This is a genomic window from Duganella vulcania (assembly GCF_009857655.1).
Taxonomy (GTDB): Bacteria; Pseudomonadota; Gammaproteobacteria; order Burkholderiales; family Burkholderiaceae_D; genus Rugamonas; species Rugamonas vulcania.
Genome location: NZ_WWCX01000074.1, coordinates 1 through 12,956, shown reverse-complemented (window position 1 = coordinate 12,956; position 12,956 = coordinate 1). Strand labels below are relative to the sequence as shown.

Annotated in this window: 12 protein-coding genes; 5 read left to right on the top strand and 7 right to left on the bottom strand. The window is 64.8% G+C overall.

What is annotated here, in order from left to right; all coding sequences use genetic code 11:
* The first annotated feature begins 81 nt into the window (after positions 1 to 81).
* The 3 genes from GTP90_RS26740 to GTP90_RS26730 are packed head-to-tail and all read left to right on the top strand — an operon-like array spanning position 82 to position 2,118.
* A complete protein-coding gene (locus tag GTP90_RS26740) occupies positions 82 to 660 on the top strand; it encodes a porin family protein (protein WP_161086355.1) in 579 nt (192 codons plus the stop codon).
* A 7-nt stretch (positions 661 to 667) separates the two neighbouring features.
* Positions 668 to 1,432: a MipA/OmpV family protein gene (locus GTP90_RS26735; RefSeq protein WP_161086354.1), complete on the top strand. Its 765-nt coding sequence runs from the start codon at positions 668 to 670 to the stop codon at positions 1,430 to 1,432.
* Positions 1,433 to 1,437: 5 nt separating this feature from the next.
* A complete protein-coding gene (locus GTP90_RS26730) occupies positions 1,438 to 2,118 on the top strand; it encodes a hypothetical protein (protein ID WP_161086353.1) in 681 nt (226 codons plus the stop codon).
* Here the strand turns inward: GTP90_RS26730 and GTP90_RS26725 are convergent.
* The 7 genes from GTP90_RS26725 to gatC all read right to left on the bottom strand — a co-directional run bounded on the left by GTP90_RS26725 (position 2,107) and on the right by gatC (position 10,529).
* On the bottom strand, positions 2,107 to 2,697 hold the full coding sequence (locus GTP90_RS26725; protein ID WP_254452064.1) for a nucleotidyltransferase family protein: 591 nt from the start codon (positions 2,695 to 2,697) through the stop codon (positions 2,107 to 2,109). The two genes, GTP90_RS26730 and GTP90_RS26725, sit on opposite strands and share 12 nt — an antisense overlap.
* A gap of 7 nt (positions 2,698 to 2,704) precedes the next feature.
* Positions 2,705 to 5,656, bottom strand: a complete 2,952-nt coding sequence (locus GTP90_RS26720) for a sensor histidine kinase (protein ID WP_161086352.1) — start codon at positions 5,654 to 5,656, stop codon at positions 2,705 to 2,707.
* 58 nt (positions 5,657 to 5,714) lie between these two features.
* Positions 5,715 to 6,515: a lysozyme inhibitor LprI family protein gene (locus GTP90_RS26715; protein ID WP_161086351.1), complete on the bottom strand. Its 801-nt coding sequence runs from the start codon at positions 6,513 to 6,515 to the stop codon at positions 5,715 to 5,717.
* On the bottom strand, positions 6,512 to 6,997 hold the full coding sequence (locus GTP90_RS26710; RefSeq protein ID WP_175048251.1) for a GNAT family N-acetyltransferase: 486 nt from the start codon (positions 6,995 to 6,997) through the stop codon (positions 6,512 to 6,514). The genes GTP90_RS26715 and GTP90_RS26710 overlap by 4 nt, the downstream gene beginning before the upstream one ends.
* 160 nt (positions 6,998 to 7,157) lie before the next feature.
* Positions 7,158 to 8,618, bottom strand: a complete 1,461-nt coding sequence (gene gatB, locus GTP90_RS26705) for an Asp-tRNA(Asn)/Glu-tRNA(Gln) amidotransferase subunit GatB (protein ID WP_117012826.1) — start codon at positions 8,616 to 8,618, stop codon at positions 7,158 to 7,160.
* 24 nt (positions 8,619 to 8,642) lie between these two features.
* Complete coding sequence (gene gatA, locus GTP90_RS26700; protein ID WP_161086350.1) at positions 8,643 to 10,115, bottom strand: Asp-tRNA(Asn)/Glu-tRNA(Gln) amidotransferase subunit GatA; 1,473 nt, start codon at positions 10,113 to 10,115, stop codon at positions 8,643 to 8,645.
* 111 nt (positions 10,116 to 10,226) lie between these two features.
* Positions 10,227 to 10,529, bottom strand: coding sequence for an Asp-tRNA(Asn)/Glu-tRNA(Gln) amidotransferase subunit GatC (gene gatC, locus GTP90_RS26695; protein ID WP_161086349.1), 303 nt, complete (start codon positions 10,527 to 10,529; stop codon positions 10,227 to 10,229).
* A gap of 274 nt (positions 10,530 to 10,803) precedes the next feature.
* Here gatC and GTP90_RS26690 point away from each other — a divergent pair, with 274 nt between their 5' ends.
* A complete protein-coding gene (locus GTP90_RS26690) occupies positions 10,804 to 11,847 on the top strand; it encodes a rod shape-determining protein (protein ID WP_008445008.1) in 1,044 nt (347 codons plus the stop codon).
* A gap of 93 nt (positions 11,848 to 11,940) precedes the next feature.
* A partial coding sequence (gene mreC / locus GTP90_RS26685) for a rod shape-determining protein MreC (RefSeq protein ID WP_161086348.1) occupies positions 11,941 to 12,956 on the top strand: 1,016 nt, incomplete at its 3' end.

The window sequence follows — 12,956 nt, the reverse complement described above, 5'->3', positions numbered from 1 at the left end:
AATTCAACGACAGACCGAGGCGGATTCCGCGGCGGTGGGTGCCTAACATTGGAGGCTCCTACTTCAACCTGGATTCTGAACATGAAAAAAATCATCTGCACCGCATTCGTCGCCCTCGCCGCAAGCTCGCTGGCCCACGCCGAAGGAGTGTACGTCGGCGCGAATATCAGCCCCCAGACCAATGGCCACATCAAATACACCGAGAACGGCGTGACGACCGAGCGCAGTGCTGCCAAGAAGGCGACTCCTATCGGTCTGTTTGCGGGATATGATCTGTCGCCGGTGTGGGCGCTGGAGGCGGGTTACCGTACCGACGGTGGCTCGACCAGCTTCGATCTGATCCCAGGCTATCAGCTCAAGGCCCGCGTCAGCACTGGCTATCTGGCGGCGCGGGGCACGTGGAAGCTAAGCGAGGACTGGTCCCTGTTCGGCAAGGCAGGCGTTGGACAAGGGCGCCTGAAGATGGATATCAACGGCAAGAACGCTCCGGCGGGTGTATCGGTGAACAAGACCGGCTTGTACCTGAGCGTGGGCGCCTCCTACCTGGTGGCCAAGGACGTGGCGCTGCAACTGGAACTGGAACACACCAATAAACTCGAACATGACGGCTTCACCGCCAAGACAGACCGTTTCGCCCTGGGCGTGCGTTTCGATTTTTAAGGAATACATGAATAAGCTATCCCCGCTACTTTTGCTGTTGGCCGCATGCGTTCCGGCGCTGGCCGAAAACACCACCGGATTGATGATGCCCGATGGGAGCAAGGACATGTACGCGGGGCTGGCCTTCACCACCAGGACGGCGGCGGCGGAGGGCGAGACGCGTCCCGTGATCCTGCGGCCGCTGTTCCAGGTCCAGTGGAGCAACGGGATCTTTGTCTCGGCCAACGGCGTGCTCGGGATGCACCTGTCCGAAACGGCTGGCGTGGAATATGGGCCGCTGATCCTCGGCAGCGATACCCGCAATCCCGGTGACAGCCGGCGCTTGCGTGGCACGCGTCCGGTCCGGGGCTCGCTGGATGCCGGCGGTTTTTTCAACTACTACCTTGGCGACGAGGCGCGGGTGACGTCGAACCTCGTGTACGACACCAGCGCCCGCGGTTTCCGCGGCCAGGTCGGCATGCAGAAAACCCTGCCGTCGCCGGCGCCGCATCATACGGTGACGCTGTCGGCCGGCGTTTCGCTGGCCAGCGATCCGGTGATGCGCGAGTTGTACGAAGTCCGCACCGCCACCGGCGGCGTGCGCGATTACCATCCTTCCGCCGGCGTGATGTCGGTGAGCGTTGGCGTCAACTGGAACTGGGCCTTGAGCAGCAAGTGGCTGATCAACAGCACGGTGACCGGCGCGCGGCTGGGCAACGGTCCGGCCGAAGCGCCCTTCGTCGACCGCCGCAACTTTATCACTTGGTCCAGTGGACTTGCTTACCGGTTTTAAGCGGCATGTTCAAACTCCTCCTACTCTGTCTCGCCTTGCTGCCGGTGTTCGCCGGCGCGCAGGAGGACTCCGACTGGATCGAGTATCGCGACGCCTACCGCCAGATGATCTGGTTTGAGAAGTATGGCAAGCCCAAACAATTTTTGCAGAACCACTTCCGGGTACGCCCGCGCGACAAGAGCGTGCCGACGGACGGCCTGCGGCTGACGCTCAACGGCAAGACCGCCCATGTGGCGCTGCCGCTCGATGCGCTGGGGCGCGCGGTGTTCCCGTTCTCCAAGGCGGCCTACGACGACAACGCGGAACTGACCGTGAACCGCAAGGCGGGGCAGCTCAAGTCCGGCGCCTGGGTATCCATCGTGACGCGGCCGGACGGCGTCTACGCGGCCGCCGACCTGCGCACCGCCTGCGACCAACTGCTGGCCTATCTGCGCTACTCCGGGGAGGCCGCCGGGAAGGGCTGCGCCGGCGTGCAGTTCTCGTATCCGAAGAATGACGTGTCGCAGGTGCAGTTCCATGCGGCCGGCGGCGCTGTCACCATGCTGGCGCCGAAGGAGGGGCCGGCGTTCAGCGGCGATGTCGTTGCCACGTTCAGGGTGTTTGTCTATCGCTTCGCCGCGCTGCCGGAGGCGGGACAGATCGTCACCAGCAGCACGCCGCTGGCGATTGCCGCCTTACTGGAGTGATTCGATAGCCAGCAGCGGCCAGCGCTGCGCAAAGCGTTTGGAGACGACGCGGTGGCGGTAGGTATGGACATCGGCGCGGGCCGGGTTGTGGCGCACGCGCAGTTCGAACAGGTCTTCCAGGCCGTGTGGAGCGGTCACCTGGATGGCGTCGTCGGCGGCGAGCGTTACGCCGATGCAGGTCGCGTACTCCGGCCAGGTCGCCACGCCATCCTCCAGCGACAGCAGCGGCGCGACCTCGCGGCCGAATTCGCGCATGAACCAAGAGTGAACGTGCGCCTGGTTGGTCACCTCCCACTCCAGCGCCGGCATCAGCTGGCGCAGCCGCGCTTCCAGTTCCGCGTCGCGCTGCGGCGGCGCGTCCGGGGCGAAGTAGACCAGGTCGACGTCGGCCAGCGGCGTGGGGCTGGCGTGGCCGTGCAGCGCGTCCCACACCAACGTGCGCACCGCGCCCGCGCCTATGCACCAGTTTTGCAGCCCGAGGCTGCGGGCGGCCGACAGCGCGGCCATCAGCTCCGCCGAGGAGCTGACCATGTCGATCAGGCGTTGCGTCAGCGGGGAGGGTTGGGGGCTCGCGGTCATGGGGAGCTCAGTAAGCCGTCTTGCCGGGAACCGTCACCGTGATTTGCGTGCCGGTGCCTGGCTTGCTGTCGATTTCGAGGCTGGCGCCGATGGTGTGGGCGCGCTCACGCATTCCCGTCAGGCCCCAGTGGCCGGGCCGGTGGCCGGTTGCGGCGACCGATTCGTCCATCCCCCGGCCGTCGTCGCGCACGCGCATGACGAAGGCGTTGGCGCCGAATTCCAGCGCAAGTTCGATCCGGCCAGCGTCCGCGTAGCGCGAGGCGTTGAACAGGGCCTCACGTCCGATGGCGTAGATCTCTTCATGCACCTTGGGGCGCAATGGCCTCGGCGTGCCGCCGATCGTCATGTCGAAGGCATGCGAGCGATGCTCGGCCAGTCCTCTGCCGAAGTGCTCAAGCGTCTGTTCCAGCGCATCCGGGGAGGCTGATGCCCGCAGGTCCATGATCTGGTCGCGTCCCTCCACCAGCAGCTGTTCCGCAAGGTTGAGCGTCTGGTCCAGGCGTGTGCGCTCCTGCGTGCCTTCCTTCAGGTGGCGGCTGTGCGTATCGAAAGACATGAGCAGCGCCTGTATGCTTTGCAGCAGCGTGTCGTGCAGGGCGCGCGCGATGCGCGTGCGCTCCGCCAGGCGCTCCTGCAAGCGCTCCTGCATCCGCTGCGTCAGGAAGCGTATCCGCAACGCGTAGGCGGAGCACAGCAGCAGCAGGCCAAGCGCCACCAGCAGCAGTTTGAACCAGCCGCTTTGCACAAACGTCGGCGGGATCTCTATCTCCAGCGCGGCGCCCTTGGTATTCCAGAGATTATCCTCGTTCGATGCTGTGACTTCAAATCGATATTTGCCCGGCGCCAGATTGGTGTAATACGCCTGCCTGCGGCCCACCGGCTCCTGCCAGTTGGGATCGAGGCCGGACAGCCTGTAGCGCAGCCGCACCCGCTCGGGTATCGACAGGCTCAGTGCCGTGAAGTCGACCTGCAGATTCTGTGTGCCCGCCGGCAGGGTGAGTGCACGCGTCGGCGGGATGGCATAGCGCGCGTTGTCGGCCACCACGCCGGTCACTTCCACCGGCGGCGCCAGCGGGTTGCGCAGGATATGGGCCGGGTCGACGGTGCCGACCGAAGCCGTCGTCGCGAACCACAGCACGCCGTCGCGTGAGCGCACCAGCGAGGGCACCGGCCGCAGTTGCGGCGCGTGGCCTTGCATGCCGTCCTGCGCATCGAAGCGTTCGAAAGCCACGGCGGCATGGCCGTTCTTCAACCAAGCGGCGATATCGGCGGCGACGATGCGATACAGGCCATCGGCGCCATGCAGCCACAAGTCGCCGCCCGGTAGCCGGACGATGCCGGAGACGCCGCGAAAATCTTCACCGCGCTTGCCGCGCAGGGCGGCGAAGCGGCCATCGCGATAGAGCGCGACGCCCTGTTCTCCGCCGACCCACATGGCGCTGCCGTCGAAGTACAGATCCATGATCGTCCCGAGCCGCAGGCCTTCCGCCGAGCCCAGTGTACGTACCTTGGCACCGTCGATGACCGTGACCATGTCGCGCAGATGGCCCATCCACAGGCTGCCCTGGCCATCGCGGGCCATGGAGGTCGCCAGCAGATCGGAGATGCCCTGCAGGCCGCCGGCCTTGATCCATTGGCCCGCCACGAGTTTGTACACGCCTTTGCCCGACGCGAACGAGGCCCACAACGCGCCATCGCGGTCCTGCTGCAGGGCGTGGACGCGCAGGCCTTTCAGTTCGGACGGATAAGGAATTGACGTCAGCGTGCCGTCGCGATCGCGCCGTTGCAGGGACTCCGTTCCGCCCACCCACAGGACGCCGTCCGGTGCCGTGTAGCTGGCCGTCAGCGGACCTGCGACCTCGCGGCTGACGCGCCCTTCGAGGTTGTAGCGCCAAAGGTCGGCGGCGTAGTCTCCCACCCAGACATCGCCTGAAGGGCCGGCCACCAGCGCGGGGTATTCCAGCTGTTTGACGACGGGCATGGTTCGCAAACGGTTGGGCCGCAGCCGGTCTATCCCGCGCGATGTACCGATCCACAGATTGCCTTCGCGGTCCAGGAACTTCGTGCTGAGCATAGGGCCGCTGAGGCCATTTTCCTTCGACAGCCGCTGGTCCGGCAGGCTGTGTTCGGCAGGCGCCACCTTGCGTTCCAGGTTATCGATATGCAGCATCCACATCGTTCCCTGGCGGTCGAAGATCATGCCGTATCCATCGAGTTCCGGTTTGGGCGGTTCGCTGGCGGCGGGCGCCGACATGCGCACCTTGTAGTAGCCGTCCTTGAAATCGTTGCCCCATATGGTGCCATCCGGCGCCTCGCAGAGCCAGACCAGCGTCACATGCGGCCACGCCTGCGTGAAGCGGGTTTCGCCCGGCTTGCGATAGTAGGCGCCCGAATTCGTTCCGATCCATGTGGTGCCATCGCGGGCGAACATAATCTGGAACACGCCCTGGCTTGGCAATCCCGCCTCGGGGCCGAGGTAGCGGAAACGGCTGGCGCCTGGCGCCAACACTGCCACGCCGTCGCGCATCGCCGCCCAGATCGTGCCATCCGGCGCGGCCTCGATATGCATGACGCCGACCGGCTGCAAGCCGTCGCGTTCCGCATAGGTGTGGGCGCCATCATGCCTGAACACGGACACGCCGCCGACGCGATAGCCGACCCACAGCGCGCCGTCGGGCGCGGTGGTCAGCGCCATGATGTTGGTGGAATCGAGCGGGTGGCCGTAGACCTTATCGGAGCGTTCGAAACGTACGCCGTCAAAGCGAAACAGACCGGTAGGCGTGGCGATCCACAACCAGCCGTCGGCGCCTTGGGCGAACTTGGTCACGCTCGTCGGCGCGCCATTCAGCTCGGTCCATGCCGTATGGGTGTACTCGGTGAGCAGCGGCGCCGAAGCGCAGGCGAGGCGAGTTCCTGCAACCAGCAGCAGAAAAAGCAAAGCGTTGAGTGTGGAGGCCATTGGGGTCAAGCCATTGGGGTCAAGTCTGACATTCGGACACGAACTGTGCCGTAGCGACTTAGCGGCCGGGTATCCAGTTCCTCAACCGCTCGTCCTGCGTCTGGTACTGCTTGGCGAGGCAGGCGTTGATGTCGGTTGCTGCGGCGCAGGTGGCGTCACGCTCCTTCAGCCATTTGCGTTGGAAGTCGCGCAGCAGGGTGCGGTCGGCGATGGTGGCGTAGCCCTGGCGCAGCTCCCTGACATGCTTGGCCATCGCCAGGTCCTGGCTGGCCAATGCCGGATCGGCGCAGATGGTTTTTTCCACGCGCGTGGCGGCGGCTTTGCAGTCGTAGGATGGTCCGCCAGCCGCAGGCTCGAAGTGCGGCGCAGGCTTGAATTGCGCGGCGTCGATGCTGGCGCTGGCGCCGGTGTGGTCGATGAATTCGACGCTGGTCACCTTGATGTCGTTGGCACTGGTCCAGTCGATCAGCGCGCGCCGGGCCGCAGCCGGGATCTGCGCCGGGGACAGGCTGTTGGAGCCCAGCCGCAGCTCGCCATCGTAAATGACCGCGCCCAGGCCCTGGCCGGTCTGGGTGTCGATCCAGAAGAAACCCTTTTCCGGACAGGCGTGCGCCTCGCATGCCGATGCGCTGACGTAGCGCTTGTCCACCACGAACACCGGATCCGGCGGACCGCCCAATCCGGAGATGACGTCCCTGGACAACTTGGACGGCACGCGCGTCTGGATCAGCGGCTTGGCGCGCTTGTCCCAGATGAAGGTATTGGTGGACTGGCCGTCGTAGCTCAGCGGCCAGTCGACGACATCGGCGTGGGCCAGCGCGGACAGCGTCATTGCCAGCATTACGATCAGGTTCTTCATTGGGCTTCCGCGAAAAGGCGCTTCATCTTGCGGCCGCCAGTGACTTCGAAACCGTGGCGCTCATAGAACGCCAGGCTGCGGTCGAACTCCGGCAGCGGCGGCGTGCACACTTCCAGGCGGTTCCAGCGCCGTTTGCGCGCCAGTTCGGCGGCGGCGTTGAGCAGCAGGCCGCCGACGCCGCTCGCGCGGAACGGCGGGGAGACGAAGAATTCCTGCATGGTCGCCAGGGCGCCTTCCGCGTACAGCGCGCGGCCTTCGGAGATGCCGACGAAGCCGATCGCCTCGCCTTCCGCGATGGCGATCAGCGCCAGGTATTTTTCCTCACGCAGCAGGGCGTGGCACAAGCTGGCGGTTTTTTGCAGCTCCAGGCTGAAAGTCTTGGCGCCAAGGCGCAGGGAGATTTCCTCGGTCAGCGCCACGGCCATCGCGGCGATGGCCGCCGCGTCTTCGGGAACCGCCAGGCGTATTCTCGTATCGGTCATTGAATTTGATCTGTAGTCTTAAGGTTGAACAGGATAGCAGTTTGCGATCCGTGAATACTCGCGCATTCTCACGGACGTGCGGGGGGGCGAAAAAAAACCGTCCGCACCGAACGCGATCTTGTACGCGTTCAGGCGGACGGTTTTTTCAGAAGCGAGGCTGTCAGCCGGCCAGCTTGGCCTTCAGCAGCTCGGTCAGCTGCGCCGGGTTGGCTTTGCCGCGCGAGGCTTTCATCGCCTGGCCGATCAGCGAGTTGATCGCCGCTTCCTTGCCGGCGCGGTACTGCTCCACCGATTTCTCGTTGGCGGCGATGACGTCGTTGACGATCGCTTCCAGCGCGCCGGTATCGGAGATCTGCTTCAGGCCCTTGGTGTCGATCAGCACATCGACCAGGTTGTCGTCAGACGACTTGGCCGCCCACATGTCGCCGAACAGTTCCTTGGCGGTCTTGTTGTTGATGGTGCCGTCGGCGATGCGCTTCAACATCAACGCCAGTTGCGCCGGCGAGACCGGCGCGTCGGCGATGTCCACGCCTTCGCGGTTCAGCGTCGACGACACGTCGCCCATCAGCCAGTTGGCGGCGGCCTTGGCGTTTTCCTTGCCGGCTTTTTCCACCACGGCGACGAAGTAGGTCGCCATCGCTTTCGACGCGGTCAGCACCAGCGAGTCATATTCCGGCAGGGCGTATTCGCTGACGAAGCGTTCGCGCATCGCGCCCGGCAGTTCCGGCATCGAGGCTTTCACCTTGGCGATCCACTCGTCGGAGATGACCAGCGGCGGCAGGTCCGGGTCCGGGAAGTAGCGGTAGTCCTGCGCGTCTTCCTTGCTGCGCATTTCGCGCGTCTCTTTGCGGTCCGGATCGTACAGGCGCGTCGCTTGCACCACCTTGCCGCCGTCTTCGATCAACTCGATCTGGCGGCGCACTTCGACGTGCACCGCTTCCTCGATGAAGCGGAACGAGTTCAGGTTCTTGATTTCGCAGCGGGTGCCGAATTCCTTCTGGCCCTTCGGGCGCACGGAGACGTTGACGTCGCAGCGGAACGAGCCTTCCTGCATGTTGCCGTCGCAGACGCCCAGCCACATCACCAGCGAATGCAGCGCCTTGGCGTAGGCCACGGCTTCGGCCGCGCTGCGGATCTCGGGCTCGGAGACGATTTCCAGCAACGGCGTGCCGGCGCGGTTCAAGTCGATGCCGCTCATGCCGGCGTAGTCTTCGTGCAGCGATTTGCCGGCGTCTTCTTCCAGGTGGGCGCGCGTCAGGTTGACGGTCTTGGTGACGAATTCGCCGTCCTTCTCGTAGCCGAAGGTCAGCGCGCCGCCGATGACCACAGGGTCTTCGAATTGGCTGATCTGGTAGCCCTTCGGCAGGTCGGGGTAGAAGTAGTTCTTGCGGGCGAAGATGGACGCCGGTGCGATCTTCGCGCCCACGGCCAGGCCGAAGCGGATCGCGCGGTCCACCGCCTGCTTGTTCATCACCGGCAGCACGCCTGGCAGCGCCAGGTCCACAGGGCTGGCCTGCGTGTTGGGTTCAGCGCCGAACTTGATCGGCGATCCGCTGAAAATTTTAGATTCGGTCGTGAGCTGCACGTGGTTCTCAAGACCGATGACGACTTCCCATTCCATATTGTTCTCGCTGTATTTGGTGTGTTAGATGCCGGCGGGTGCGCGGGTGTGCCAGTCGGTCGCCAGCTGGTACTGGTGGGCGACGTTCAGCAGTTTCGCTTCGCCGAAATGCTTGCCGATGATCTGCAGGCCCACAGGACGGTTCTTGGCGCCGAAGCCGACCGGGATCGACATGCCGGGCAGGCCGGCCAGGCTGGTGGACAGCGTGTAGATGTCGGCCAGGTAGGCGGCCACCGGGTCGTCGGACTTGTCGCCCAGGTCCCAGGCCACGGTCGGCGCGACCGGTCCCATGATGACGTCGCAGACGGCGTTCGGGCCGTTCAGCACCGCTTCGAAATCCTGCGCGATCAGGCGGCGGATCTTTTGCGCCTTGAGGTAGTAGGCGTCGTAGTAGCCGTGGCACAGCACATAGGTGCCGACCATGATGCGGCGCTTGACCTCAGCGCCGAAGCCTTCGGCGCGGGTCTTGCGGTACATGTCCGACAGGTCCTTGTACTCGGCGGCGCGGTGGCCGTAGCGCACGCCGTCGAAGCGCGACAGGTTGGACGAGGCTTCGGCCGGCGCGATCATGTAGTAGGCCGGGATCGACAGCGCGGTGTTCGGCAGCGAGATGTCGACCAAGGTGGCGCCCATTTCGACGTACTTGGCCAGCGCGGCGCGCACGGCGTCTTCCACGTCCTTGGCCAGGCCTTCGCCGAAGTATTCCTTCGGCACGCCGATGCGCAGGCCCGCCAGCGGCTGGCCCAGTTCGCGGGTGTAGTCCTCGTCGATGCCGCCCATTTCAGGCGTGAGCGAGGTCGAGTCGCGTTCATCGAAGCCGGCCATGGCGTTGAGCAGCAGCGCGCAGTCCTCGGCGGTTTGCGCCATCGGGCCGCCCTGGTCCAGCGACGAGGCGAAGGCGATCATGCCGAAGCGCGATACGCGGCCGTAGGTCGGCTTGATGCCGGTGATGCCGCAGAAGGCGGCCGGCTGGCGGATCGAGCCGCCGGTGTCGGTGCCGGTGACGGCCGGCGCCAGGCGCGCGGCCACGGCGGCGGCGGAACCGCCCGAGGAGCCGCCTGGCACGGCGTTCTTGTCCCACGGGTTTTTCACGGCGCCGAAGGCCGAGTTTTCATTGGCCGAGCCCATGGCGAATTCGTCGCAGTTCAATTTGCCCAGCGTGACCATGCCGGCCGCGCGGAACTTCTCCACCACGGTGGCGTCGAACGGGCTGACGTAGTTGGCCAGCATTTTCGAGCCGGCGGTCGAGCGCCAGTCGCGGGTGACGAAGATGTCCTTGTGCGCGATCGGCACGCCGGTCAGCCGCGTGGCGGTGCCGGCGGCGATGCGGGCGTCCGCCTCGGCGGCCTGCGCCAGGGTCAGCGCGCGGTCCACGTGCAGGAAGGCGTTCAAGTCGCTCTTCTCGATGCGGTCGAGGAAGTGCGTGGCCAGTTCGGTGGCGGTGATGGCTTTGCTTTGCAGCAGAGCGGACAGCTCTTTAATGGTTTTGGTGTGCATGGCGTTTCAATTCAGATTCGTTGCGGCGTCGTCCCCGCGAAGGCGGGGATCCAAGGCGCTGGCCAAGTCGGCTCAGCATGGGTTCCCGCCTGCGCGGGAGCGACGGCGGTGTTACTCGATCACTTTCGGCACCAGGTACAGGCCGTCCTGGGTCTTGGGCGCGACGGCCTGGTAGGCTTCGCGGCGATTGGGCTCGGTGGCCACGTCTTCGCGCAGGCGCAGGGCGATGTTGTTCATGTGCGCAGCGAGCGGGTGGCTCAGCGGGGCGACGCCTTCGGTATCGACCGCCTGCATCTGCTCGGCCAGCGCAAAAATGCCATTCAGTTGATCCAGCGCCGTGGCGGTCTGCTGCTCGCTCATCTCAAGTTGTGCCAGTTTGGCAATGCGGGTTACGTCGGATAGGGTCAGGGACATGGCGAATGGCGCGGACGGGCCGCGCAAGGTTTAATTGTAATATTGATAAAAAACTGGAAATTCTGCCTATTCGCTGGCAAAAGCAAAGGATTACCGCTTAATTCGCGGACTCAACCGATACACTTTTGGCGGGATTTTCGGCAAATCGCATTCAAATTATAAGGTAGAATGGCGGGTTGATGCGTTGCCGGCGCTGAATCATTGCAGCCGCCGCCTCACCACAGGATTTCTTTCTAACGGCTTACGCGCACACCAGTAGCGCCACAGGACACACATGTTTGGTTTTTTACGCAGGTATATTTCCACCGATCTGGCCATCGACTTGGGCACGGCCAACACCTTGATCTACGTTCGCGGCCAGGGCATCGTCCTTGATGAACCTTCGGTAGTCGCGATTCGCCAGGAAGGCGGCCCCAACGGCAAGAAGACGATCCAGGCGGTCGGTAAAGAAGCAAAACAGATGCTGGGCAAGGTCCCAGGCAACATCGAGGCGATCCGCCCGATGAAAGACGGCGTGATCGCCGACTTCACCGTCACCGAACAAATGCTCAAGCAGTTCATCCGCATGGTGCACGACTCCAAGTTCTTCCGTCCTTCGCCGCGCATCATCATCTGCGTGCCGTGCGGCTCGACCCAGGTTGAGCGCCGCGCGATCCGCGAATCGGCGCTGGGCGCCGGCGCCTCGCAGGTCTACCTGATCGAAGAGCCGATGGCCGCGGCGATCGGCGCCGGCCTGCCGGTGTCGGATGCGACCGGCTCGATGGTGGTCGACATCGGCGGCGGCACCACCGAGGTGGGCATCATCTCGCTGGGCGGCATGGTGTACAAGGGCTCCGTGCGCGTGGGCGGCGACAAGTTCGACGAAGCCATCGTCAACTACATCCGCCGCAACTACGGCATGCTGATCGGCGAACAGACCGCGGAAGCGATCAAGAAGGCCATCGGTTCGGCCTTCCCTGGTTCGGAAGTGAAGGAGATGGAAGTCAAGGGCCGCAACCTGTCCGAAGGCATTCCGCGCTCGTTCACGATTTCGTCCAACGAGATCCTGGAAGCGCTGACCGACCCGCTGAACAACATCGTCTCGGCCGTGAAGAACGCGCTGGAACAGACGCCGCCGGAACTGGGCGCCGACATCGCGGAAAAAGGCATGATGCTGACCGGCGGCGGCGCGCTGCTGCGCGACCTGGATCGCCTGCTGATGGAGGAAACCGGCTTGCCGGTGCTGGTGGCGGAAGATCCGCTGACTTGCGTGGTGCGCGGCTCCGGCATGGCGCTGGAGCGGATGGACCAACTGGGCTCGATCTTCTCCTACGAATGATCTGACAAAGACGGGGCCGCGAAACAGCGGCCCCGATGCATTGGGATGAGTTGACAGTCTCGTTGGCGCGCGAGCGCCGGATTATTGGAAGTCATGGAATACAGTCCTCCGCCACTTTTCAAGCAAGGCGCCTCCGCCCGCGTCAAGATGACGGTTTTTGCGTGCATTTCGATTGCACTGCTGCTGGTCGATTCACGCATGCACACGCTGGCCACGGTGCGCAAGGTGGCGGGTACCGTGCTGTATCCGCTGCAAATGGCGGCCCTGATGCCGCGCGACGCCATCTACGGCGTCGGCGATTATTTCTCCTCTTTGTCGTCGCTGGAAAAGCAGGTGCGCGAGCTGAAACGCCAGCAGATCGCCGGCGCGCTGGTGCTGCAACAGGCCCAGCTCCAGACGGCCGAGAACAACCAGCTGCGCCGCCTGATGGACGCGCGCGAGCATCTGCCGGTGAAGTCCATGCTGGCGGAGGTCCTGTACGACGCGCGCGATGTCAACAGCCGCAAGGTGATCCTCGACCGTGGCACCCAGCAGGGTGTGGCCCTCGGGCTGCCGGTGATCGACAACCAGGGCGTGGTCGGCCAGGTCACGCGCGTGTTCCCCTTTACCTCCGAAGTGACGCTGCTGACCGATAAGGAGCAGGCGATTCCCGTGCAGCTGCTGCGCAACGGCTTGCGCAGCGTGGCCTATGGCCGCGGCAAGTCCGGCGCGCTGGAGCTGCGCTTCACGGCGCCCAACGCGGATATCCAGGTGGGCGACATCGTCGTCACCTCGGGCCTTGACGGCGTCTATCCGGCCGGCCTGGCGGTGGCGCGCGTGAGCCAGGTGGAAAACAGCGGGGCCGGATCGTTCGGCGGCGTGGTATGCCAACCGCTGGCCGGCATCTCCAACCATACGCAGTTGCTGATTTTGATGTCGGCGCCGGAGATGCCTCCGCGTCCGCCGGACGAGGAGGCGCGCGCGCTCAAGAAGCACAACAACAAGATGGCGCCGGTCAAGGAGGCGCCGAAAGAGGGCGTCGATCCGGCGCCCGCCGGCGCCGCGCCTGCAACCGCGCCGGCCGGGCCGCCCGGCCTGATGCCGGTGATGCCGCCGCCTGCGCCGAAACC